Source organism: Candidatus Accumulibacter similis (genome assembly GCA_013347225.1).
Lineage (GTDB): Bacteria > Pseudomonadota > Gammaproteobacteria > Burkholderiales > Rhodocyclaceae > Accumulibacter > Accumulibacter similis.
Window position 1 is genome coordinate 2,185,476 of the sequence record CP054595.1, and the last position, 23,938, is coordinate 2,209,413.

The 23,938-nt window shown below is 64.8% G+C and carries 24 protein-coding genes; 16 read left to right on the forward strand and 8 right to left on the reverse strand.

The window, feature by feature from the left end:
* Positions 1 to 55 precede the first annotated feature (55 nt).
* From HT579_10030 to HT579_10075, 10 genes are all read left to right on the forward strand, one after another.
* Entirely contained in the window at positions 56 to 2,512 is a 2,457-nt protein-coding gene (locus HT579_10030; protein ID QKS29215.1) for a heavy metal translocating P-type ATPase, read from the forward strand.
* A 6-nt stretch (positions 2,513 to 2,518) separates the two neighbouring features.
* Positions 2,519 to 2,731: a cbb3-type cytochrome oxidase assembly protein CcoS gene (gene ccoS, locus HT579_10035; protein ID QKS29216.1), complete on the forward strand. Its 213-nt coding sequence runs from the start codon at positions 2,519 to 2,521 to the stop codon at positions 2,729 to 2,731.
* Positions 2,732 to 3,022: 291 nt separating this feature from the next.
* On the forward strand, positions 3,023 to 4,450 hold the full coding sequence (gene ccoN / locus HT579_10040; protein QKS29217.1) for a cytochrome-c oxidase, cbb3-type subunit I: 1,428 nt from the start codon (positions 3,023 to 3,025) through the stop codon (positions 4,448 to 4,450).
* Between the two features lie 13 nt (positions 4,451 to 4,463).
* Positions 4,464 to 5,078 (forward strand): cytochrome-c oxidase, cbb3-type subunit II, encoded by a 615-nt coding sequence (gene ccoO / locus HT579_10045; GenBank protein QKS29218.1) that lies wholly within the window; start codon positions 4,464 to 4,466, stop codon positions 5,076 to 5,078.
* Positions 5,079 to 5,082: 4 nt separating this feature from the next.
* A complete protein-coding gene (locus HT579_10050; GenBank protein QKS29219.1) occupies positions 5,083 to 5,277 on the forward strand; it encodes a cbb3-type cytochrome c oxidase subunit 3 in 195 nt (64 codons plus the stop codon).
* On the forward strand, positions 5,274 to 6,179 hold the full coding sequence (ccoP, locus tag HT579_10055; GenBank protein QKS29220.1) for a cytochrome-c oxidase, cbb3-type subunit III: 906 nt from the start codon (positions 5,274 to 5,276) through the stop codon (positions 6,177 to 6,179). Before HT579_10050 ends, ccoP begins: the two co-directional genes overlap by 4 nt.
* A 299-nt stretch (positions 6,180 to 6,478) precedes the next feature.
* The gene (ccoG, locus tag HT579_10060) at positions 6,479 to 7,894 is read left to right on the forward strand and encodes a cytochrome c oxidase accessory protein CcoG (protein ID QKS29221.1); all 1,416 of its coding nucleotides are present in this window, start codon (positions 6,479 to 6,481) and stop codon (positions 7,892 to 7,894) included.
* Complete coding sequence (locus tag HT579_10065; GenBank protein QKS29222.1) at positions 7,891 to 8,430, forward strand: FixH family protein; 540 nt, start codon at positions 7,891 to 7,893, stop codon at positions 8,428 to 8,430. Before ccoG ends, HT579_10065 begins: the two co-directional genes overlap by 4 nt.
* A 15-nt stretch (positions 8,431 to 8,445) precedes the next feature.
* Positions 8,446 to 8,586 (forward strand): DUF3149 domain-containing protein, encoded by a 141-nt coding sequence (locus HT579_10070; protein ID QKS29223.1) that lies wholly within the window; start codon positions 8,446 to 8,448, stop codon positions 8,584 to 8,586.
* A 584-nt stretch (positions 8,587 to 9,170) separates the two neighbouring features.
* A complete protein-coding gene (locus HT579_10075) occupies positions 9,171 to 9,596 on the forward strand; it encodes an energy transducer TonB (protein QKS29224.1) in 426 nt (141 codons plus the stop codon).
* Here HT579_10075 and HT579_10080 read toward each other — a convergent pair.
* A complete protein-coding gene (locus tag HT579_10080; protein QKS29225.1) occupies positions 9,593 to 10,138 on the reverse strand; it encodes an NUDIX hydrolase in 546 nt (181 codons plus the stop codon). The genes HT579_10075 and HT579_10080 overlap by 4 nt on opposite strands.
* A 246-nt stretch (positions 10,139 to 10,384) precedes the next feature.
* Here HT579_10080 and motA point away from each other — a divergent pair, with 246 nt between their 5' ends.
* A complete protein-coding gene (motA, locus tag HT579_10085; GenBank protein QKS29226.1) occupies positions 10,385 to 11,242 on the forward strand; it encodes a flagellar motor stator protein MotA in 858 nt (285 codons plus the stop codon).
* Positions 11,243 to 11,274: 32 nt separating this feature from the next.
* A complete protein-coding gene (gene motB, locus HT579_10090; protein ID QKS29227.1) occupies positions 11,275 to 12,231 on the forward strand; it encodes a flagellar motor protein MotB in 957 nt (318 codons plus the stop codon).
* Between the two features lie 121 nt (positions 12,232 to 12,352).
* Here motB and HT579_10095 read toward each other — a convergent pair whose 3' ends face one another.
* On the reverse strand, positions 12,353 to 12,961 hold the full coding sequence (locus HT579_10095) for a glutathione S-transferase (GenBank protein ID QKS29228.1): 609 nt from the start codon (positions 12,959 to 12,961) through the stop codon (positions 12,353 to 12,355).
* 124 nt (positions 12,962 to 13,085) lie between these two features.
* Here HT579_10095 and purB point away from each other — a divergent pair, with 124 nt between their 5' ends.
* The 4 genes from purB to HT579_10115 all read left to right on the forward strand — a co-directional run bounded on the left by purB (position 13,086) and on the right by HT579_10115 (position 15,804).
* A complete protein-coding gene (gene purB, locus HT579_10100) occupies positions 13,086 to 14,453 on the forward strand; it encodes an adenylosuccinate lyase (GenBank protein ID QKS29229.1) in 1,368 nt (455 codons plus the stop codon).
* Positions 14,453 to 14,782: a hypothetical protein gene (locus tag HT579_10105; GenBank protein QKS29230.1), complete on the forward strand. Its 330-nt coding sequence runs from the start codon at positions 14,453 to 14,455 to the stop codon at positions 14,780 to 14,782. Before purB ends, HT579_10105 begins: the two co-directional genes overlap by 1 nt.
* Positions 14,783 to 14,785: 3 nt before the next feature.
* Positions 14,786 to 15,106 (forward strand): DUF2322 family protein, encoded by a 321-nt coding sequence (locus tag HT579_10110; protein ID QKS29231.1) that lies wholly within the window; start codon positions 14,786 to 14,788, stop codon positions 15,104 to 15,106.
* A 242-nt stretch (positions 15,107 to 15,348) separates the two neighbouring features.
* On the forward strand, positions 15,349 to 15,804 hold the full coding sequence (locus HT579_10115) for a cytochrome c (GenBank protein ID QKS29232.1): 456 nt from the start codon (positions 15,349 to 15,351) through the stop codon (positions 15,802 to 15,804).
* A 71-nt stretch (positions 15,805 to 15,875) separates the two neighbouring features.
* Here HT579_10115 and HT579_10120 read toward each other — a convergent pair whose 3' ends face one another.
* From HT579_10120 to HT579_10145, 6 genes are all read right to left on the reverse strand, one after another.
* Positions 15,876 to 16,568 (reverse strand): cytochrome b/b6 domain-containing protein, encoded by a 693-nt coding sequence (locus HT579_10120; GenBank protein QKS29233.1) that lies wholly within the window; start codon positions 16,566 to 16,568, stop codon positions 15,876 to 15,878.
* A 44-nt stretch (positions 16,569 to 16,612) separates the two neighbouring features.
* Positions 16,613 to 17,557, reverse strand: a complete 945-nt coding sequence (gene secF / locus HT579_10125; GenBank protein QKS29234.1) for a protein translocase subunit SecF — start codon at positions 17,555 to 17,557, stop codon at positions 16,613 to 16,615.
* Positions 17,558 to 17,569: 12 nt separating this feature from the next.
* The gene (secD, locus tag HT579_10130; GenBank protein ID QKS29235.1) at positions 17,570 to 19,447 is read right to left on the reverse strand and encodes a protein translocase subunit SecD; all 1,878 of its coding nucleotides are present in this window, start codon (positions 19,445 to 19,447) and stop codon (positions 17,570 to 17,572) included.
* Positions 19,448 to 19,507: 60 nt separating this feature from the next.
* The gene (gene yajC, locus HT579_10135) at positions 19,508 to 19,834 is read right to left on the reverse strand and encodes a preprotein translocase subunit YajC (GenBank protein ID QKS29236.1); all 327 of its coding nucleotides are present in this window, start codon (positions 19,832 to 19,834) and stop codon (positions 19,508 to 19,510) included.
* Positions 19,835 to 19,886: 52 nt separating this feature from the next.
* Positions 19,887 to 21,002 carry a tRNA guanosine(34) transglycosylase Tgt gene (tgt, locus tag HT579_10140; GenBank protein QKS29237.1) on the reverse strand — a complete coding sequence of 372 codons (1,116 nt, stop codon included), beginning with the start codon at positions 21,000 to 21,002 and terminating at the stop codon, positions 19,887 to 19,889.
* Between the two features lie 179 nt (positions 21,003 to 21,181).
* Positions 21,182 to 23,914, reverse strand: a complete 2,733-nt coding sequence (locus tag HT579_10145; protein ID QKS29238.1) for a pyruvate, phosphate dikinase — start codon at positions 23,912 to 23,914, stop codon at positions 21,182 to 21,184.
* Positions 23,915 to 23,938: the final 24 nt, after the last annotated feature.

Below are 23,938 nucleotides of genomic sequence, written 5' to 3' on the forward strand. Positions count from 1 at the left end.
CGGCTTGCCGCCACGCCGACCGGCGCTGGCGCCTTTTTCCTCGTCTGTTGCGGTGATGAACATCGGCAATTGCTACCATTGTGGTCAGCCCATCCCGGCGGGCGTCGAGCTGCGTACGCGCATCGATGGACAGCCGCGCCCCATGTGCTGTGGCGGTTGCCAGGCGGTATCGCAGGCGATTGTCGACAACGGCCTCGGCGACTACTACCGCACTCGCGATTCGCTGCCCGACGCGCCGCGCGAGGCGATGCCGGCGATCGTCGAGGGGCTGCAGCTTTACGACCATGCCGATTTCCAGAAGAGCTTCGTGCGCGTCCTGTCGGATGAGGCCGGCCAGGGCGAACGCGAAGCCTCACTGATCCTCGAGGGGATCACCTGCTCGGCGTGCATCTGGCTCAACGAGCAGCACCTGTCGCGACTCGCAGGCGTCACATCGGTGGAGATCAATTACGCCACGCGACGGGCGCGTGTGCGCTGGGACGAGCGGCGAATCCGCCTGTCGGGGATCCTGGCGGCGATCGCCGCCATTGGCTACCGTGCCTATCCCTACGATCCGGCGAAGAGCGAGGAGATGGCGCGGCAGGAGCGGCGCCGCGCGCTGTGGCGGGTGTTCGTCGCCGGTTTCGGGATGATGCAGGTAATGATGTACGCCGTCCCGGTTTATCTGGCGGGCGAAGGCGAGATGACGCCAGCGGTCGAACAGTTGATGCGCTGGGCGAGCCTGACGTTGACGCTGCCGGTGGTCCTCTATTCGGCTGCACCCTTCTTCGGCAGCGCCTGGCGCGACCTGCGGCTGCGGCGTGCGGGCATGGACGTGCCAGTCGCGCTGGGCATCGGCGCGGCCTTTCTGGCGAGCGTCTGGGCAACCCTGACGGCCAGCGGCGAGGTCTATTTCGACTCGGTGACGATGTTCGTCTTCTTCCTGCTCAGTGGACGCTTTCTCGAGATGACGGCGCGCCAGCGGGCCGTCAGCACGACCGAGGCGCTGGCGCGGCTGATGCCGGCGGTCGCCACCCGGCTGCCGGGTTACCCGGCGCAGAGCGGGCAGGAGCAGGTTCTCGTGGCCGACCTGCGGCCGGGCGAGGTGGTGCTCGTGCGCGCCGGCGAGACGATCCCGGCCGACGGCCAGGTTCTCGACGGCGAAAGCAGCGTCAATGAATCGCTCCTCACCGGCGAGAGCGCGCCAGTCGACAAGCGCCCGGGGTCGGCGGTGACCGGGGGCGCGGTCAACATCGGGAGCCCGCTGCTGGTCGAGGTGCAACAGGTGGGTGACGCCACTCGGCTGTCGGCCATCGTCCGCCTGATGGAGAGGGCGGCAACCGAGAAGCCGCGGCTCGTCGAGATGGCCGATCGCATCGCCGGCCATTTCATCATCGCGCTGCTCTTGCTGGCGGCGGCGGTGGCGCTCGCCTGGTGGTTCATCGATCCGCGGCAGGCGCTGTGGATCACGGTTTCGGTGCTGGTCGTCACCTGTCCCTGCGCGCTGTCGCTTGCAACGCCGGTGGCGCTGACCGTGGCCAGCGGCGCCATGGCCCGTGCCGGCCTGCTGGTGACGCGCAGTCATGCGGTCGAGACGCTGGCGCGGGCCAGCCACTTCGTCTTCGACAAGACGGGCACCCTGACGACCGGCGAGATGCGGGTGCTCGAGGTGCTGCCGCTGGCCGGGCTGAGCGCCGACGATTGCCTGGAACTGGCGGCGGCGCTCGAACAGAGTTCGGAGCATCCGCTCGGGCGAGCTCTGCGCGAGGCAGCGGCCGGCCGCCCCCTGCCGGCAGTCGAAGGGTCCGGCAACGAGCCGGGTTGTGGCGTGACGGCCGTCTCTGGCGGCAGGCGCCTGCGCCTCGGCAGGCCGGACTACGTGCGTTCGCTGCATGGCCGGGCGACGCCGGTGGCGGCCGAGGTCGTGCTGGCCAGCAGCGACACGGTGATCGCCCTGGGCGACGAGGCCGGCTGGATCGCGCTCTTTCGCCTCGGCGACGACGTGCGGCCGGAAGCCGCGGCGCTGCTCGCCGATCTCCGTGCCGCCGGCAGGCGGGTGGTGCTGCTGACCGGAGACTGTCCGCCGGTCGCCCGTCGCGTCGCGCAGGGGCTGGCGATCGACGAGGTGGTGGCAGACGCTTCGCCGCAGGCGAAGCACGATCATGTGCGGCGCCTGCAGGCGGCGGGCGCGGTCGTCGCGATGGTTGGCGACGGGGTCAACGACGCTCCTGTTCTCGCCCAGGCGCAGGTGTCGGTGGCAATGGGCGGCGGTTCGCAACTGGCGCGCACACAGGCGGATCTGGTGCTGCTGTCGGAGAACCTCGAGCATCTGCGGCGTGGCATCCGGGTGTCGCGCCGCGCGCTGCGCGTCATTCGGCAGAATCTGTGGTGGTCGTTCGCCTATAATTTCGTCGTCCTGCCGCTGGCCGTTGCCGGTTTCATCACTCCATGGATGGCCGGCATCGGCATGTCAGGCAGTTCGCTGCTGGTGGTGGCGAATTCGCTGCGTTTGCAGAAGGCCGCCGGAAGCTGATCCCTGATGGAAACCCTCTACCTGCTGATCCCGATTTCCGTCGTGCTGGTCTTCCTGATCGCGCTCGCTTTCTGGTGGTCACTGCGCAGCGGCCAGTTTGACGACATGGAGGGGCCAGCCTACCGGATCCTGATGGATGACGACCGGTCGTCGCCGGCGGCCAACTCCGGCGACGACCGCCAGGACGGCGCGCCGCCGGCCGATCTGCGCGACTCTTGACGCAGGTCAAGACCGCTTTCCGCGGGGCGGCGACAATGCGCGGGTCGCCGGCGGGAGTGTTAAGGCATTTGCCTCCTGAGGCGTCCAGGGATGTTTCTCTGTTGGGGTTTCGGGTGCGCCCAGGCGCACCCATTTTTTTGTCCGCGGGCGCCAGCCAGGTCGAGCATGGAGGTTGATCTGCGTCAAATTTGGCGCCGTGGGGTTAGAATAGCATCCGTTTATTCAGTGCCCGGGACAAGGGCATTCAGGGCGGTGAAAGCCGGTTTTCTTGATCAGGAATGAGGTGAGTCCATGTCGGAAACTCAGTCAACATACAACTACAAGGTAGTGCGGCAGTTTGCCGTAATGACCGTCATCTGGGGGATTGTCGGGATGCTGGTGGGGGTGATCATCGCCGCCCAACTGGTCTGGCCTGATCTGAATCTCGGCTTCCTGCACTTCGGGCGCCTGCGTCCGCTGCACACCAATGCCGTGATCTTCGCCTTCGGCGGCTGCGCGCTGTTCGCCACTTCGTACTACGTCGTCCAGCGGACATGCCACACACGGCTGTTTTCCGATGGGCTGGCAGCCTTCACCTTCTGGGGCTGGCAGCTGATCATCGTTCTCGCTGCGGTGACGCTGCCGCTTGGTGTGACTTCGGGCAAGGAATACGCCGAACTGGAGTGGCCCATCGACATCCTGATCACGCTCGTCTGGGTGGCTTACGCGGTCGTCTTCTTTGGCACCCTCGCCAAGCGCAAGGTGACCCACATCTACGTCGCCAACTGGTTCTACGGTGGTTTCATCCTGGCCGTCGCGCTGCTGCACGTGGTCAACAGTGCTGCGATTCCGGTCAGCCTGACCAAATCGTACTCGGCCTACGCCGGCGTGCAGGACGCGATGATCCAGTGGTGGTATGGCCACAACGCGGTCGGTTTCTTCCTGACGGCGGGCTTCCTCGGCATGATGTACTACTTCGTCCCGAAGCAGGCCGAGCGGCCTGTGTACTCGTACCGGCTGTCGGTGGTGCACTTCTGGGCGCTGATCTTCACCTACATGTGGGCCGGCCCCCACCACCTGCACTACACGGCACTTCCCGACTGGACGCAGTCGGTCGGGATGTTGTTCTCGTTGATCCTCCTGGCGCCTTCGTGGGGCGGCATGATCAACGGCGTCATGACCCTTTCGGGTGCTTGGCACAAGCTGCGCGACGATCCGATCCTCAAGTTCCTCATCACCTCGCTTTCCTTCTACGGCATGTCGACCTTCGAAGGCCCGATGATGTCGATCAAGACGGTCAATGCGCTATCGCATTACACTGACTGGACCGTCGGTCACGTGCACTCGGGTGCTCTCGGCTGGGTGGCGATGGTTTCCATTGGTGCGATCTACTACCTGCTGCCGCGGCTGTTCGGCAAGAGCGAGATGTTCAGCGTCAAGCTGATCACCGTGCACTTCTGGGTGGCAACGATCGGCGTCGTGCTCTACATTGCGTCGATGTGGATCGCCGGTGTGATGCAAGGTCTCATGTGGCGGGCGGTCAATGCCGACGGCACGCTGACCTACAGCTTCGTCGAATCGGTCAAGGCCTCGTATCCCTTCTGGGCGATCCGCTTCCTGGGTGGCGTTCTGTTCCTGGCAGGCATGCTGGTGATGGCCTACAACATGTTCAAGACGATCGCTGGCGGGCGCTCGGTCGATGACGCACGCGTCCTGATGCCTGCCGCTCACCACGCATGACGAGGAAGAAGCAATGAAGATCACGCAAGAAGCAGTTGAACGCAGTGTGCCGCTGATGATCGTGCTGACCCTGCTGGTGGTCAGCGTCGGCGGCCTGGTGGAAATCGTACCGCAGTTCTTCCAGAAGTCGACCACCGAACCGGTGACCGGGCTCAAGCCGTACGATCCGCTGCGGCTTACGGGCCGCGACGTCTATATCCGCGAGGGGTGTTTTCTCTGTCACTCGCAGATGATTCGTCCCTTCCGTGCCGAGACCGAGCGCTACGGCCATTTTTCGGTCGCCGGCGAGTTCGTCTACGACCATCCGTTCCAGTGGGGTTCGAAGCGGACCGGTCCCGATCTGGCCCGTGTGGGCGGACGGTACTCCGACGAGTGGCACCGCGTGCACCTGATCAACCCGCGCGATGTGGTTCCCGACTCGAACATGCCTGCTTTCGCCTTCCTCGAGAAGGCGCCGGCCGATGCCAGCACCATCGAAACGAAGATGCGCGCTCTGCGCAAGGTTGGCGTTCCCTACGCCGACGAGGAGATCGCCGGTGCGAAGAAGCAGCTCGAAGGCAAGAGCGAGCTAGACGCCCTCATCGCCTACCTGCAGGGGATGGGCCTGGAAATGAAGAGCGCCAGGTAAGCGCATGGACATCAACGATCTGCGGTCCATCGTCACCGTCGTTTCCCTGCTGACCTTCCTCGGGATCGTCTGGTGGGCGTACGGCGTCAAGGGCAACAAGAAGCGCTTCGAAGAAGCAGCGATGCTGCCATTCACCGATGAGGAAGCGGATCGGGCCGAACTTGGCCAGGATCGCAACGGACAAAGGAAAGCATCATGAACGATTTTGTGAATCAGTTTTGGAACTGGTATGTCATTCTGCTCGTACTGGGGAGCATCATTGCCTGCGCCGTGCTGCTTTGGGTGCAGAGTACACCGCCACCGGCGAAGCTCGACACGACCGGTCACGTCTGGGACGAGAACCTCGAGGAGTACAACCACCCGCTGCCGAAGTGGTGGATGTGGCTGTTCTACATCACGGTGGTCTTCGCTCTGGTCTACAGCGCACTCTATCCGACGCTGGGCAGCTTCCCGGGGATTCTTGGTTGGTCGTCGGTCGGACAGTTGGAGAAGGAGAAAGCCAGGGTCGCCGAGCAGACCAGACCGCTCTACACGAAGTACATGCAGACGGATCTCAGGGCGCTGGCGGGCGACAACGTCGCGATGGAGACGGGCAAGCGGCTGTACCTGACCTATTGCGTCCAGTGTCACGGTGCGGATGCCAAGGGATCGAAGGGCTTCCCGAATCTGACGGACGCTGACTGGCAGTGGGGCGGTGAACCTGCCCAGATCGTCGAGACGATCGCCATCGGGCGCAACGGCGTGATGCCGCCGCATACCCAGCTTGGCGCCGAGACGATCAAGGACCTGGCGAACTACGTCCGTTCGCTGTCGGGTCTGCCCGCCGATTCGGTGCGTGCCGGCAAGGGACAGGAGGCGTTCAACAGTGCGGGCTGCGCGGGCTGCCACGGCCCCGATGCCAAGGGCATGCAGGCCCTCGGCGCACCCAACCTGACTGACAAGGTCTGGCTGTATGGCAGTTCCGAGGCGACGATCATCGAGACCATCACCAAGGGCCGCAACAACCAGATGCCGGCGTGGAAGGAGTTTCTCGGTGACGAGAAGGTACATGTCCTGGCAGCCTACGTCCTTAGCCTCGGCCCGGCCGCAGGCGGCAAGTAATCGTCCCTCACGAACGGAGCGGGTCGCCCGCTCCGTTGTTCTCCCCGTGCCGGGGCCACACGCCAGATGCAGCGGCGGGGAACCTTCCCGATGCGCCTCGTTGACCACAACTGCCTCGGCGAGCGCAGCCCGCGTTCGCCATTTGCGGGGCGATTGCGGGGACCGGCCGGCGGCGCGCGTTGCCCGCGCCGCCGGCTGGTTCACGATGCAGCCGCGGCTGATTCAGATCAAGTTCGCTCTCGAGCCAGAAGCTAATATTAGATTTTGGTGTAATTCTCAAATGGATCGGAGCTGAGATCATGGACCAGGCGGTCGCGAGCAAGGCCAAGGCAATTCCCATCAACGTGGACGGGCTGTACGAGAAGCACCGGACCGTCTATGCGCGCAGCACCACGGGCCTGTTCAACAACTGGCGCTGGGCGATGGTCTTCCTGACGCAGGCGCTGTTCTACGGGCTTTGCTGGCTCGATTGGGGTGGCCGACAGGCGGTGCTGTTCCACATCGAGGAGCGTCGTTTCTACATCTTCGGCATGGTCTTCTGGCCGCAGGATGTGATCTACCTGGCGGTCCTGCTGGTCATCTCCGCTTATGGACTGTTTCTCGTCACCGCCGTCGGCGGTCGCCTCTTCTGCGGCTACGCCTGCCCGCAGACAGTGTATACGGAGATCCTGATGTGGATCGAGCGCAGGATCGAGGGCGAGCGGCCGGCACGAATGAAGCTCGACGCGCAGCCGATGAACGCGCGCAAGTTCCGCCTCAAGTTCGTCAAGCACGCCCTGTGGCTGCTCGTCGCACTGTGGACCGGCATCACCTTCGTCGGCTACTTCACGCCGATCAAGGAGTTGCTGCCCGCCATCGCATCCTTCGCCCTCGGGCCGTGGGAGGCTTTCTGGATCTTCTTCTATGCCGCCTTCCTCTACATGATGGCCGGCTTCCTGCGTGAGCAGGTCTGCAAGTACATGTGCCCGTATGCGCGCTTCCAGGGCGTGATGTTCGACCCCGACACGCTGATCATCAGCTACGACCCCGAGCGCGGGGAGCCGCGGGGTGCGCGCCGCAAGGCTGCGGCGGCGAAATCGGCACCGCTTGGCGACTGCGTGGACTGCAGCATCTGCGTGCAGGTATGTCCGACCGGTATCGACATCCGCAACGGACTGCAGCTCGAGTGCATCGCCTGCGCCGCCTGCATCGATGCCTGTGATCAGGTGATGGACAAGGTGGGCTCGCCGCGCGGCCTGATCCGCTACTCGACCGAAAACGCCTTGGCGCAGCATTATTCACCGCGGCAGATGGCGGCGCACCTGCTGCGGCCACGCACCCTGCTGTACACGAGCATCCTGCTGGCAATCATCCTGGCGACCGTATGGAGTCTGGCGCATCGGGTGCCGCTGAAGGTTGACGTGCTGCGCGACCGTTCGACGCTGTCGCGCGAGGCGGACGACGGGCGCATAGAGAACGTGTTCAGCCTGCACATTTCGAACACCGGCGAATCCGCGCACCGTTTCGTCGTCAGTGTCAGCGGGCTGGAGGGGGTCGAAATCGTCGGCGACCGCAGCGTCGAGGTGCCCGCAGCGTCGTCGAAGACCTTCCTGCTGGCGGCGCGCGTGGACCCGGGCGTCGGCAAGAAGGGTTCGAACGTTGTCCACTTCGACATTCGCGCCGAGAACGATCCTGAGATCGCCGTGCGCGAGAAGACGAGTTTCTACCTGCCATGAGCAAGCCTGCCCACTTGCCGGCAACGCCGTGGTATCGGGAACCCTGGCCATGGCTGCTGATGCTCGGACCGTTGATCGTCGTCGTTGCGGGTCTGGTCACTGCCTACCTGGCAGTGGTCAGCAACGATGGCCTGGTCGTCGATGACTACTACAAGGAGGGGCTGGGGATCAATCAGCGAACGGCGCGTGATCAGCGCGCCGCCGACCTCGGGATCGTCGCCGAGTTGGTCCTCGGTGGCAACGGTGAGCGGATTCGCGCCCTTCTGCAGGCCAATGAGGGCGTCCGCCTCCCCGAGTCGCTGATCATGCGCGTCGCGCATCCGACGCGTCCGGGGTTCGACCAGAAGCTGTTGCTGCGCTCCGAGGGCGGGTCGGTCTACGGTGGCACACTGCGGCCGCTGCAGGGGCGGTGGCACATCATCCTCGAAGACGAGGGGCAGGAGTGGCGTCTGATCGGTGACTGGGTCGCGGAGCCCGAGGGGGTGTTGAAATTGTGGGCTCGGCGCCCGCCGAAGCCCGTGGTGCAAGGCAAATGAGAGAGGAACTTGGAGATGGCTTGGGATCTGCTGTTGTCGACGGATTATGGTCTGTTCAGTCTGTTCGTCATCGTCTTCGTGATCGGCATGGGAGTCTGGTTCGCGCGCTTTTTCAGCACGAAGATGCGTGAGGACCAAGCGCGGTTCGGCAAGTAGAGGGGCACGCTGCGGCGATCGACGCCGCTTGGCGGGGTGCCGGGTCGAGACGTACACGCGGCTGGCAACGCGGGTCTGCCGCGACTTGTCGCCGCCGTCTGCCGGCGGCGCCGCACCGAAACCGCGACCAGCGGCGGGCCGCCGGCAACGCCAGCGGCTGCGGGCCGAGCGGCAGCGGCCCGCACACCGTGGCTGCGGGGGCGCCGACGTGAGTACGGCTCTGCGAGCTGGCGCGATGAGTCATGGCTGAATCGTCGCGCCGGCGGCTCCTGCTGGCGCTGCTGGCTTCGCTCCTGGCGCACGCAGGCCTGCTGACGCCGGCCCATCATCTACCGCAGCGGCCGCTCGTGACGGCAGCCGGTCCGGTCGTCGCCAAGCTCGTTGACCGGCCGTCTGTGTCTACCGAAGTTGCTGCAGAAATTGGGGCCGGGCCGGATTTTCCGGCATCCGGCCCGGGAGCGCGCGAGCCGTCCATGGCAGCCACGCCTGCAGCGCCGCGCACGCCGGCAACCCGAGCAGTGCGCGCGCAGTCAGCCTCGTCGTCGCGCGATCCTCGGCTGGCACAGCCTGGGCCGGCACGATCGGTGCCTGCCGGCGCCTTGCCGGCAGGCAGTGCGACGACGACCGTGGAGGGCGGATCGGCGGCGCGCGAAGTGGTCGCGGCAGACTCCGGTTCGCGGGCGGCGACTCCGGACCCGGCGATCAGTGCCGATGATCTGCGGCAGTATCGGGTCAATCTGGCGATTGCCTCGCGCCGCTTCAAGCGCTACCCTGCGCTGGCGCGCGAGCGCGGCTGGGAGGGGCGTGTCGAGGTGGCGGTCAGTGTCAGCGCTTGGCAGTCACGTCCACAATTGTCGCTAGTTCGTTCGAGCGGGCACGCCGCTCTCGATCAGCAGGCGGTGGCGATGCTCGAGCAGGCTTCTGCGGACACGGCTCTGCCTGCGGGGCTCAAGGGGCGCGACTTCCGCATCCTGTTGCCGATCGAGTTCACGCTGGACGATACCCGCTAGGCTTGCTTGCCGCGGCGTTCGATGCAGTCCTCGTGCAGCCCGAATCGGCCCCTGCGCCGATCCGCAAAGTACGCCTGCAGGCACAGGGCGACAGTCTGGAAGGCAAGCGATTGCCAAGGCACGCAGTCCTCGGCAAACAGTTGCGTCTCGAGTGTCTCGAGGCCGGCGGCGAAGCCGATGTCGAGCAGGCGGGCGCGATAGAAGAGGTGCACCTGGTTGATGTGCGGCACATTGACGAGCGAGAAAAGTTGCTCGATCTCGACCCGTGCACAGGCTTCCTCAAGCGTTTCCCGGATCGCCGCCTGCGCCGTTGACTCGCCGTTCTCCATGAACCCGGCTGGCAGGGTCCACAGTCCGTAACGTGGCTCGATCGAGCGCCGGCAGAGCAGGATCCGGTCGTGCCACTCGGCGATGCAGCCGACCACCAGTTTCGGATTCTGGTAATGAATCGTTCCGCATTGCGGGCAGACGTGCCGCGGCAGGCTGTCACCCGCCGGGATCGCCAATTCGACCGTTGCGCCACATGCGCTGCAAAATTTCATTCCCCTGCTTGCCTCGGGAGCTGACTGCGGACGCGGCAAGTGTAAACCATTTGTCCGTCAGGGGGCGGGGCAGGGTCTTCTGCCGCTGCGGCCTGGAGACAGCCCGAACGCGGCCGGAACGCCGCGGTCCTGCCCGAACTTAAGGACGATTGGCCGATGCCGATGCGGCTCAATGTGGCTACAATGCGCGATCATGGTCGGGTTCGAGCAGCCAGGCCGTATGGGCGCGCCATGAAAGGGGGGCGGATGTTTCTGATTGTTGGCTATGTCATCATTCTGGCTTCGGCGCTGGGAACCTATGCGGTTCACGGTAGCCTGGCCGCATTGTGGGTTCCACTCGAGTATGTGGCGATCGTCGGCCTGACGATTGGCGGCTTCGTTGCATCCAACGACATCAAGATCATCAAGGCGACGATCGGTGCGCTACCGAGCCTGTTCAAGGGCTCGCGCTATTCCCGCGTGCTCTACATTGACCTGCTGGCGATGCTCTTCGAGGTGCTGGCGAAGGTCCGCAAGGAGGGGCTGATGTCGATCGAGAGCGATGTCGAGAATCCGGAGGCAAGCCCGATCTTCAGCAAGTACCCGGCGCTGGCCGGCGACCACCATGTGATCGAATTCATTACGGATTATCTGCGGATGATGGTCGGCGGCAACCTCAACGCAATCGAGATCGAGAGCCTGATGGACATCGAGATCGAAACGCACCACCACGAGGTCGAGACCCCTGGTCACGTGATGTCGAAGGTGGGCGATGCGGTGCCCGCCTTCGGTATCGTCGTCGCCGTGATGGGGGTGGTCAACGTCATGGGGTCGGTGGGCGAGCCGCCAGCCGTCCTCGGGAAGATGATCGGCGGTGCGCTGGTCGGAACCTTCCTCGGCATCCTCATCGCCTACGGCTTCGTTTCGCCGGTCGCCAGCCTGCTCGAGCAGAAGGCGCGCGAGGGCTCGAAGATCTACCAGGTGATCAAGGTCGTCCTGCTGGCGTCGATGTCGGGTTATGCGCCGCAGGTGGCCGTCGAGTTCGGACGCAAGGCCCTGGCCGCCGATGTCCGCCCGAGTTTCCGCGAGCTGGAAGAGGAACTCAAGAACCGCAAGGGCAAGTAAGCCCTGCTCTGGCGACCGATTGGGGAGAATGAATGAGCGATGATCTGCGCCCGATAGTCGTCAAGCGCATCAGGAAGGTTGCCGGCGGCCACCATGGCGGTGCCTGGAAGATTGCCTATGCCGACTTCGTGACGGCGATGATGGCCTTTTTCCTCCTGATGTGGCTGCTGGGATCGACCGCCAGCGGCGATCTCAAGGGCATTGCCGACTACTTCCAGAACCCGCTCAAGATCGCGTCGCAGGGCGGGTCGGGAACGGGCGACAGTTCGAGCGTGCTCAAGGGTGGCGGCAAGGATCTGACGCGCACGGCGGGCCAGGTCAAGGGTGGTGACATCGACGCCAAGAATAGGACCGTCAACCTGAAGGAAACCAACGCCGAGCAGGTGCGCAGGGAATTCGAGGAGCGCGAGAAACTGATGCTCGGCGAACTGAAGCAGAACATCGAGAAACTGATCGAAAGCAACCCCGCGCTCCGGCAGTTCAAGAACCAGCTGTTGGTGGACGTGACCAGCGAGGGGCTGCGCATTCAGATCGTCGACGAGCAGAACCGGCCGATGTTCGATACCAGCAGCGCCGAGCTGAAGCCCCATACACGGGTGATCCTGCGCGAGATCGGCAAGGCGCTGAACGCAGTGCCCAACAAGCTGAGCCTTTCCGGCCATACCGACGCGGCGCAGTTTGGCGGTGGCGACAAGGGGTTCTCGAACTGGGAGCTGTCCGCGAACCGGGCGAACGCGTCGCGGCGCGAACTGATCGCCGGCGGCATGGACGAGCACAAGGTCCTGCGGGTCGTCGGTCTGGCGTCGACGGTCCTCTTCGATCGCAACGACCCGCTGAGTTCGATCAATCGCCGCATCAGCATCGTCGTGCTGAACCGGAAGGCGGAAGAGGCGTTGCTGCAGGAAGACGGCAAGGTGGACGCGGTTGAAGTCGGGGCACAGGGACTGGATCCGGCTGCCGTCGCCGCGCCGGCGGCTCCGGGGAAATGAGCCTCGCGCAGAAGCCTACCCGCCAGCTGCGGCGCATGACCTCGCGAGGGCGATCGCTGAGTGACTGCCGAGACGACTCGCCGAGGCAGCAAAGGCCTCGCGCTCTCGCCGTACCGGAGCCTCAGCCCTGCGGGACGGTTTCGATGAACGCCGGGCGCAGCATGAGCTTCTCATACAGGCGAGCGAGATTGGGGTGCTTGCCACGCCAGTCGATCTCCGGAAAGCGGAAAACGAGGTAGCCGAGCGCACAGCCACTGGCGACGTCGGCGAGCGAGAAGTGCGTGCCCATGCACCAGCTACTGTCGCCAAGCTCGCTCGACATGTAGCCGAGACTGCTGATGATCTTGGCCTGCTGGCGAGCGATCCAGTCCGGGCTCTGCTGGGCTGCCTGGCGCTTCCTCTCGAGAAAGATCAGAGCCGCGGCGTCACAGATCCCGTCGGCGAGCGCCTCCCAGCGCTTCACCTCGGAACGTTCGCGGTTTGGCGCGGGCATCAGCTTGTTGTTGGGCGCGGAGTTGTCGAGGTACTCGACGATGACTCGCGAATCAAACAGCGCGGTGTTGTCGTCGAGGACCAGCACCGGGATTTTGCCCAGCGGATTGACGTTGGTCACCTCGTTTTCCGGCGCCCATGGCGAGTCGATCTCGAAGTCGTAATCGATCTTCTTCTCGGCCAGGACGACCCGCGTCTTGCGGACGTACGGACTGGTTAGTGATCCGATGAGCTTCATCTGATTCCCGATGGTAGAAAACTGCGCGCGATTATAGCATTGGGCACGCATCCCGGTATCGGCTGCAGGTCTGGGACGGGTAGAATACGGGGCCGTGCCATCGACCCTTCAAGGACCACCCTGCATGCTGCCTTCACCGCTCACTGCGCTTTCTCCTCTCGACGGCCGCTACGCCGGCAAGCTGGATCCGCTGCGCCCGCAGTTTTCGGAATGCGGGCTCATCAGGCGCCGCCTGCAGGTCGAGGTGGCTTGGCTGCAGGCGCTCGCTGCCGATCCGCATCTGCGCGAGGTACCGCCCTTCTCGGCCGCTACGCTGTGCCGGCTCGATGCCCTGGTGGCCGACTTCGGTCCCGCTGCGGCGGCTGAGGTCAAGGAGATCGAGGCGGTCACCAATCACGACGTCAAGGCACTGGAGTACTGGATCCGCAAGCGACTGGCGGACGACGCCGAGGTCATGCGCGTCGCCGGGTTCATCCATTTTGCCTGCACGTCGGAGGACATCAACAACCTGGCGCATGCGCTGATGTTGCAGGGCGCGCGAGCCGACACCATGCTGCCGATGCTGGACGGCATCGTCGAGCGTCTACGGGAACTGGCGCATGCGTTTGCCGATCTGCCGATGATGTCGCGTACGCATGGGCAACCGGCTACCCCGACGACGCTCGGCAAGGAAATGGCGAACGTCGCCTTTCGTCTGCGGCGCGCGCGCTCGGCGATCGCCGGCGTCCGTCTGCTGGGCAAGATGAATGGTGCGGTCGGCAACTACAACGCGCATCTGGCTGCGTACCCGGACCACGACTGGGAGAGCTTTGCCCGCCGCTTCGTCGAATCGCTCGGGCTCGAGTTCAATCCCTACACCATCCAGATCGAACCGCATGACTCGATGGCGGAACTGTTCGATGCCTTCGCGCGTGCCAACCTGATCCTCATCGATCTCAACCGCGACATCTGGGGCTACATCTCGCTGGGTTTCTTCCGACAAAAGCTCAAGGTCGGCGAGATCGGTTCGTCAACGATGCCACACAAGGTCAACCCGATCGACTTCGAGAATTCGGAGGGCAACCTCGGCCTGGCGAATGCGCTCCTGCGCCATCTCGCAGACAAGTTGCCGATCTCACGCTGGCAACGCGACCTCAGCGATTCGACGGTCCTGCGCAACATGGGCGTGGCGCTCGGGTACACGCTGCTCGCCTACGACTCGCTGCTGCGCGGCCTGGGCAAGCTGGAAGCCGATGGCGAACGCATGCAAGCGGATCTCGATGCCAATTGGGAACTGCTGGCCGAACCGATACAGACCGTCATGCGGCGCCATGGCGTCGCGAATCCCTATGAGAAACTGAAGGAGCTGACGCGTGGCAAGCGGGTTTCACGCGCCGAGATGCGCTCTTTCGTCGAATCGCTGGGGCTGCCCGAGGCGGTCACGGCCGAACTGATGAGCATGACGCCGTGGACCTACACCGGTCTGGCGGCTGAGCTCGCGAGGAGAATCTGATGGGTGCCGATCAGCGTTTGCCGGCGACGGCGGACCCGAGTGGCGAACCGGCACCGGCGATGATCGCCTGCCCGAGTTGCTCGCAGCTGGTGCCCGTTGGCTCGCCGTATTGCCCGTACTGCTGCGGTGCGGACGGCCGGCGTGGCGCGCTGATGCGCGGCGCCATGCTGGGCTGGCTGTTCGGTTTCCTGACCGGCGGGCTGGCGAGCGCCGCCTGGTCGTCGTACGTCGGCCCCGAGCAGACGACCTGGACACCGGTGCTGATGACGACCTTCGGCTGTGCCGCAGCGGGGGTCATCATCGGCATGATCGTCAACTGGCGACGGTAAACCGTGCCCACCTTTGCCGAGAATCTGCGCAAGTTGCCGGGGATATCGCATCTGCAGGCGATCCGCCTGCTGGATGCGGCGGGCGAGTTGGCCGCGAGCATCGAGAACCGGGCGGGAAGTCAGGGTGCGCTGGCGGTCTACAATCACCTGGCGCAGACCTATGGCGCGATCACTCCCGAGGCGGCGGCCAAGGGCCTGGAACTCTTTGCCGAACACGTCGATGAGGCGCGGGCCAATCCCGGCAGGCATCCCAACATCGATCGTCTGCTTCTGCTCGTCAGCGAGCAGCGGACCCTGCGTACGAAGCACGTCTTCGCGCTCTGAATCATCTCGGCGGGCCGTTCGGGCTGTCCACGTGACTGCGGTTACAGACCCGATGCCGCGCAATGTGGCACAATCCCCCGCGGCTGGCGACGTCCGCCTGCCGCGGCCGACCGCCGGGGATGTTTCGCTGTGGCGAGGGTCTCGCCCAGCGGCAGCGTGGCGATCGACCGGGCCAGTACATGGGAGCAACGCTTTCCGGGGCTTCCCGTAAGCTTTCTTATCAACCATAGCGGAGAGAAGGAATGAAGAAAGTTGTCGTAGCGCTCTTGCTGACCACCTGTGCCGGGGCTGTCTTCGCGCAGCAGGCACTGAAACCGGAAGAGATGATCAAGTACCGAAAGGCCGGTTACAGCTTCATGGCGTGGAACATGGGCAAGATCAAGGCCAATCTCGAGGGCACCTACAACAAGGAGCAGGTGGTTGCTGCCGCCAATGTGGTGGCCGCGACGGCCAATTCCGGCATGGGGGCACTGTTTGGAGCGGGTACCGACAAGGACGCCGGCAGCGAGAAGACGCGCGTCAAGCCGGAGTTCTTCAAGGAACAGGACAAGGTCAAGGAACTGGCGATGGCGTACATCAAGGAAGCCAACGAGTTGCAGAAGGTGGCTGCCACGGGCGACGCGGCGGCGGTGAAGGTGCAGTTCGGCAAGACCGGCGAGAGCTGCAAGGCCTGCCACGACAAGTACCGCAAGGATTGATTGCTGTCCGCGCGTCGCCGTCGGTCGCCCAGTCGCGGCCGGCAGCGCGCGTTCCGTCTGCCGCCCGCCGCCTACCAGGCGGGGGCAGAGACTGGTGCTGCGGCTGGCGGCGGCAGCCACGCGCCGCTGCCGGCGTAGACGGCGGCGACGGCAAACGCCAGCGCGACGATGAACGCCAGCGGACCGCCACCCGTTGCCGGCGGCCCTTGGTCGTCGGCGACCTCCTTCCAGCCGGTCAGCATCGCTCCGACCAGGTTCTCCTTCTTGACGTGCGCATAGAAGGCGATCGCCGCCAGGTGCAGCATCACCAGCAGCAGCAGCAGGTTGACCGACAGCTTGTGCCAGCCGGTGAGGCGCTCGCTGAGTCCGCTGCTGACCAGGGCATACAGCGGGCCGCGGAAGGCGATGTCGTCATTGGCGAAGAGACCGCTGCCGACCTGGAAGGCAAGGAGCCCGAGCAGGCCGTAAACGGAGAGCGCGCCGAGCGGATTGTGTCCGAGTCCGCGCCACTGGCCGCGCAGGTAGGTGACGACCGCGGCGGGTGTCGGCAGGAAGGTGAGAAAACGGGCGTAGGTCGAGCCGATCACTCCCCACAGCAGGCGAAAGCTCAACAGCCCGAGGATGGCGAGACCGAAGCGGCCGTGCCAGACCATCGCGTTGCCGCCGATCTTGCCGCTGACGAAGGAGGCAACTACGAGCAGCACCAGAGCCCAGTGGAAGACCCGGGTGGGCAGATCCCAGAGGCGGATGCGCTGCGTGCTCATGTCTAGTCCTCGTGCCGTACCAGAAGCGGTTCCGGATATGCCTGTCAGACGACTGCACCTTCCTCGTTGGCGCCTTCGATCTGCCGTTTTGGCGTGACGAACTGTTCGCGCGACACCCCAAGCCACATCACCAGCGGGCTGGCGACGAGGACGGACGAGTAGATGCCGAAGCAGATGCCGATGGTCAGGGCCAGCGAGAAATAGTAGAGCGTCTCGCCACCGAAGATGAGCATCGACAGGACCATCATCTGCGTCGAACCATGCGTGATGATGGTGCGCGAAATCGTGCTGGTGATCGCGTGATCGAGCACCTGCGGGGTCGTCAGGCCGCGCGTCTTCTTGAAGGTCTCGCGCACGCGGTCGAAGACGACCACCGACTCGTTGACCGAATAGCCGAGGACGGCCAGCACGGCGGCCAGGACGGAGAGGGAGAACTCCCACTGGAAGAAAGCGAAAAAGCCAAGGATGATGATCACATCGTGCAGGTTGGCGATGATCGCCGAGACCGAGAAACGCCACTCGAAGCGGAAGGCGAGATAGAGCACGATGCCGACGATCACCAGCAGCAGCGCCAGCGCACCGTTTTCCGCCAGTTCCCTGCCCACCTGCGGGCCAACGAACTCGACCCGCCGCAGGCTGGCACCAGGGGCGTCGGCAGTCAGGGCCTGCATCACCGATTCGCCGATCCGGGCGGTGTTCTGCTCCGCCTTGAGTGGCAGGCGGATCAGGACATCGCGGCTGGAGCCGAAGTTCTGTACCGAGAAGTCGCTGTAGCCGGCCTTGCCGAGCCCCTCGCGAACCTTCTCGAGATCCGCCGCCTGCGCGTAGTTGATCTCGATCAGCGTGCCGCCGGTGAACTCGACCGACAGGTGCAGTCCGCGACTGAAAAGGAAGAAGACCGCCAGCAGAAACGTCAGCAGCGAGATGACGTTGAACGCGACCGCATGGCGCATGAACGGGATGTCTCTTCTGATGCGGAAGAATTCCATCTTTCCGTTTCCTTATCTGGCTGTCGCGGCGCCGGTATCGGTCGGCTTCCAGACCTGGCCGATGGCCAGCGACTCGAGCTTGCGGCGGCGGCCGTAAATCAGGTTGATCATCGCGCGCGAGACGACAACGGCGGAAAACAGCGAGGTCAGGATGCCGAGACAGTGCACGACGGCGAAGCCGCGAACCGGTCCGGAACCGAAGATCAGCAGAGCGACGCCGGCGATCAGGGTAGTGATGTTGGAGTCGAGGATGGTGCCGAACGCCCGCTCGTAACCGGAGTGAATCGCCGCCTGGGGTGTCGAGCCATTGCGCAGTTCCTCGCGGATGCGCTCGTTGATCAGGACGTTGGCGTCGATCGCCATGCCCAGCGTCAGCGCGATGGCGGCGATTCCCGGCAGCGTCAGGGTGGCCTGCAGCAGCGAGAGGAGGGCGACGAGAAAGAGCAGGTTGGCCGCCAACGCGAGGACCGACACCAGTCCGAAGAGCATGTAGTAGGAGATCATGAAGACGGCGATCGCGGCGAAGCCCCACATCGTCGAATGGAAGCCCTTGCTGATGTTTTCGGCGCCGAGGCTGGGGCCGATGGTCCGTTCCTCGATGATCTCCATCGGTGCAGCGAGTGATCCTGCGCGCAGCAGCAGGGCCGTGTCGTTGGCCTCGACGGTGCTCATGCGGCCAGAAATCTGGACACGTCCGCCGGCGATCTCGGCCCGGATCACCGGTGCCGTGATCACTTCCCCTTTGCCCTTCTCGATGAGCACGATCGCCATGCGCTTGCCGACGTTGTCGCGCGTGACGTCCTTGAAGATGCGCGCGCCGGCGGAGTCGAGCGTCAGGTGCACCGCCGGCTCGGTCGTCTGATTGTCGAATCCGGGCTGTGCGTCGGTCAGCCGGTCACCGGTCAGCACGACCTGCTTCTTCACCAGCAGCGGCATGCCGCCACGTTCGACGTAGAGCTCGGTGCCGAAGGGCACCTGCCCGGCGAGGGCGGCGTCGATCGCGCCCGGCGTCTCCTCGACCATGCGGATTTCCAGCGTCGCCGTGCGGCCGAGAATGTCCTTCGCCTTGGCCGTGTCCTGGACTCCCGGCAACTGGACGACGATCCGGTCGGCCCCCTGCTGCGCGATCACCGGTTCGGCGACGCCGAGCTCGTTGATCCGGTTGTGCAGCGTCGTCATGTTCTGCTTGATCGCGAATTCCTGGATCCGCTTGATCGCTTCCGGCCTCAGCGTACCGACCAGACGCAGATCGTCGCCTTCGCCCTGGTCGGCGAGGAGCAGTTCGGACTGGTTGTCCTCGATGGCGATGCGCGCCTTGTTGCGCGTCTCGCCGTCGCGGAAGCGGATCACCATCCGCTCGCCTTCGCGACTGATGCCCGCATGGCGGATGTTCTTGTCGCGCAGGAGGCTGCGCAGGTCACCGCCGAGGGCATCGAGGCGCTTGGTGACGGCGCCCTTCATGTCCACCTGCAGCAGGAAGTGCACGCCGCCGCGCAGGTCGAGGCCGAGATACATCGGCAGCGCGCGCAGTCGGGTCAGCCACTGCGGCGAACTCGACAGCAGGTTGAGTGCGACGACGTACTGCGGGTCAGACGGGTCCGGGTTGAACTGCCTTTCCAGTACGTCCTTCGCCTGCAGTTGCTGGTCGGTCGTTGCCAGCCGCACCTTGACGCCGTTGCTGTCGAGGAAGATGCCGCTGTCGGCGATGGCGGCGGCTTGCAAGGCGCTGGCGACACGCTCACGGGCCCGGTCGTCGATCTTGATCGTCGCCTTGGCGCTGGAAACCTGCACGGCCGGCGATTCGCCGAAAAAGTTCGGCAGTGTGTAGATCAGGCCGAAGAGCAGTGCGAGGCCGACGATGACGTACTTCCAGAGCGGATAACGATTCATGAATGCTTGCCGTCAGTTGTGTGCGCCGGCTGCCCGCAGGGCAGGCAACGGGCGGGCTGGTTAGAGCGCCTTCAGCGAGCCCTTGGGCAGAACCAACTGCACGGCCGGCTTCTGTACCTGGATCTCGACGCCTTCGGCCACTTCGAGACTGACGAACTGCTCGCCGACCTTGGTGATGCGGCCGGCGATGCCACCACCGGCGATGACTTCATCGCCCTTGGCGAGTGCTTCGACCAGCGCCTTGTGTTCCTTGGCGCGTTTCATTTGTGGCCGGATCATCAGGAAATAGAGGACGACGAACATCAGAATGATCGGCAGCAACTGCATGAAGCCGCCGGTCGGGTCGGAAGAGGCAGCCTGTTGGGCATGGGCGGTGCTGATCAGCACATCGTTCTCCTGTCAAGACAGAGGCGTTGGAATTGAGCCGGCGATTGTACCACTAGCCTTCGCCGTGCTGCGCACGCGCCAGATGGAAAGACGCCATCATGGTCTGCAGCGTGCCGGAGCCGATCGCCTGCCGCAGGTCGCGCATCAGGTCCTGATAGTAGTGGAGGTTGTGCATCGTCGCCAGTTGCGCGCCCAGGATCTCGCCGCTGCGGTTGAGGTGATGCAGATAGGCGCGCGAGAAATTCTGGCAGGTGTAGCAGGTGCAGCTCGCGTCGACGGGCCGCAGGTCGTTGCGGTGGCGCGCGTTGCGGATGCGGACGTCGCCGTGGCGGGTGAACAGGTGACCGTTGCGCGCGTTGCGTGTCGGCAACACGCAGTCGAACATGTCGATCCCCGCCGCGACGGCAGCGACGAGGTCCTCCGGCGTGCCGACGCCCATCAGATAGCGCGGCTGCTGCAGCGGCAGCCGTGGTGCGGTGTGCGCGAGGATGCGCGCCATGTCGTCCTTCGGCTCGCCGACCGAGAGACCGCCGATGGCGAAGCCGTCGAAGCCGATTTCCAGCAGCCCGGCGAGTGATTCGTCGCGCAGGTCTTCGTGCATGCCACCCTGGACGATACCGAACAGGGCGTTGCGGTTCTGCAGCCGGTCGTGAGTCGCGCGCGAGCGGCTGGCCCAGCGCAGCGACAGGCGCATCGAGCTGGCAGCCTCGGCGCGGCTGGCAGGGTACGGCGTGCATTCGTCGAGGATCATGACGATGTCCGAGTCGAGCACGTGCTGGATGCGCATCGATTCCTCGGGCGTCAGGAAGAGGCGGTCGCCGTTGACCGGCGACTGGAAGCGCACGCCCTCCTCGGTGATGCGGCGCAGGGCGCCGAGCGAGAACACCTGAAAGCCGCCCGAGTCGGTGAGGATCGGCCGTTCCCAGGACATGAACCGGTGCAGTCCGGAATGCGCCGCGATCACTTCGAGGCCCGGACGCAGCCAGAGATGGAAGGTGTTGCCGAGACAGATCTGGCTGCCGGTGGCCAGCAGGTCACGCGGGCTCATCGCCTTCACCGTGCCATAGGTGCCTACCGGCATGAAGGCGGGTGTGTCGACGGTGCCGTGGCGGAGGTGGAGACGACCGCGGCGTGCTGCGCCGTCGCTGGCAAGGAGCTCGAATCTCATTGGCGTTGGAGGTGATCAAGGCCGCACCGCCGGCCAGCATGGCTGCATCACGGTAACGGTCGGCAGCGTCGCCGGCGCCCCGGGGTGCCGGCGGAAACGAAAAGCCCGACCGGCGGTGACCGGTCGGGCGACACGGCCTGCTGCCCGACCAGGCGGGCAGCAGGGCACGCAGTGGCGCCTCAGGCGGGATTGTCGATCGCTGCCTGGGCTGCTGCCAGACGGGCGATCGGCACACGGAACGGCGAGCAGCTGACGTAGTCGAGGCCGACGCGATGGAAGAAATCGACCGAGGCCGGATCACCGCCGTGCTCGCCGCAGACGCCGAGCTTGATTCCCGGGCGGACCGAACGGCCCTTCTCGACCGCCATCCGGACCAGCAGGCCGACTCCCTTCTGGTCGATCGACTGGAAGGGATCGCTCTCGTACATGCCATTCTTGAGGTAGCTCGGCAGGAACTTGCCGGCATCGTCGCGCGAGAAGCCCATGGTCATCTGCGTCAGGTCGTTGGTGCCGAAGGAGAAGAACTCCGCCTGATGGCCGATGCTGTCGGCGATCAGCGCGGCACGCGGCGTCTCGATCATGGTGCCCAGCAGGTAGTCGAGCTTCTCGCCGCGCTCGGCGAAGACGGCTGCCGCCGTTGCCCGGATCACCTTCGCCTGCGCGTTGAATTCACGCACCGTGCCGACCAGCGGAATCATGATTTCCGCCTTGACCTCGATTCCCTTGGCCTTCATGTTGAGGCCGGCCTCGAGGATGGCGCGCGTCTGCATCTCGGTGATTTCCGGGTAGGTGATGCCGAGACGACAACCGCGATGACCCATCATCGGGTTGAACTCGTGCAGATCGTCGACCCGCATCTTGATCACCGCCAGCGGCAAGTTCATCTCGTGCGCCATCACGCGCTGGTTCTCCTCGTCGTGCGGAACGAACTCGTGCAACGGCGGATCGAGCAGACGGATGGTGACCGCCAGACCGTTCATCTCGCGGAACAGGCCCTCGAAGTCGCCGCGCTGCATCGGCAGCAGTTTCGCCAGCGCCTTGCGGCGACCCGTCTCGTCTTCGGCGAGGATCATCTCGCGCACCGCCTTGATGCGGTCGCCCTCGAAGAACATGTGTTCCGTCCGGCACAGCCCGATGCCCTTGGCACCGAAGTTGCGTGCCACCTTGGCATCTTCCGGCGTATCGGCATTGGCACGCACCCCAAGCCGCCGATGGCGGTCGGCCAGTTCCATCAGGGTACCGAAGTCACCGGTCAGCTCGGCTTCCTTGGTCGGCACCTGGCCGAGGAAGACGTCGCCGGTCGAACCGTCGAGTGACAGCCACTCGCCTTCCTTCCAAGTCTCGCCGCCGACCGACATGGTGCGCGCATGGTAGTCGACGTGCACCGCCCCGGCGCCGGAAACACAGCACTTGCCCATGCCGCGTGCGACCACCGCCGCGTGCGAGGTCATGCCGCCGCGGGCGGTGAGGATGCCCTTGGCGACACTCATGCCGCGCAGGTCTTCCGGTGAGGTTTCCTGGCGCACGAGGATGACGGTCTTGCCCTTGCGCACCCAGTCTTCGGCCTCATCGGCAAAGAAGACGATCTGGCCGGTCGCCGCACCGGGCGAAGCCGGCAGGCCATGCGCGATGACGCGCGCCTTGCGGATCGCCTGCGGGTCGAAGACCGGGTGCAGCAGCTCGTTCAGTCGCTCGGGGTTGACCCGGCGCAGCGCTTCCTTCTCGTCGATGATGCCCTGCCGCAGCATTTCCATGGCGATGCGCACCATCGCTGCGCCAGTCCGCTTGCCGTTTCGCGTCTGCAGCATCCACAGGCGGCCCTCCTGGATGGTGAACTCGACGTCCTGCATGTCGGCATAGTGCCGCTCGAGCTTGGTCTCTGCCTGCAGGAGCTGCTGGTAGATGTCCGGCATCAACTCCTCGAGCGATGGGAAGCGCGCCCGCCGTTCGTCTTCGCTGACCATGGCCAGTTGCGCCCAGCGGCGCGAGCCCTCGAGCGTCACCTGTTGCGGCGTCCGGATGCCGGCGACGACGTCCTCGCCCTGGGCATTGATCAGGAACTCGCCGTTGAAGAGGTCCTCGCCGGTGCTCGCGTCGCGAGTGAACGCGACACCGGTGCCGCTGTTGTCGCCGAGGTTTCCGAAGACCATCGCCTGCACGTTGACCGCCGTTCCCCAGGTGTCCGGGATATCGTTCAGTTCGCGGTATACCTTCGCGCGGTCATTGTTCCAGCTCTGGAAGACGGCCATCACCGATCCCCAGAGCTGTTCCCACGGATCGCTCGGGAATTCGCGGCCGACGCGCGCGCGAATCAGCCCCTTGAAGCGCGTCACGAGTTCCTTCAGATCCTCGGTGTCGAGGTCGGTATCGAGCTGGACCCCCTTCTTTTCCTTGACCATGTCGATAACGACTTCGAACGGATCGTGATCCTCTTTCGAAACCGGCTTGAGGCCCATGACGACGTCGCCGTACATCTGGATGAAGCGGCGATACGAGTCCCAGGCAAAGCGCTCATTCTTCGCCTTCCGGGCCAGGCCTTCGACCGCCTCGTCGTTGAGCCCGAGGTTGAGGATGGTGTCCATCATTCCCGGCATCGAGGCGCGCGAGCCCGAACGTACCGACAGCAGAAGCGGGTCCGCCGCATCACCGAACTTCTTGCCCATCTCCTGCTCGACATAGGCGACGCCGGCGCGGACCTCGGCATCGATCAGCTTCAGGACCGCATCCTGACCCTGTTCGGTATATACCGTGCACACCTCGGTGCTGATCGTGAATCCGGGCGGGACGGCGATTCCCAGGCGGCACATCTCAGCCAGGTTGGCGCCCTTGCCGCCGAGCAGATTCTTCATCTTGGCGTCGCCGTCGGTTCGCGCGGAACCGAATACGTATACGTTCTTGCTTGCAGTCGTCATAAAAACCCCACTCGTGAGGAAAGA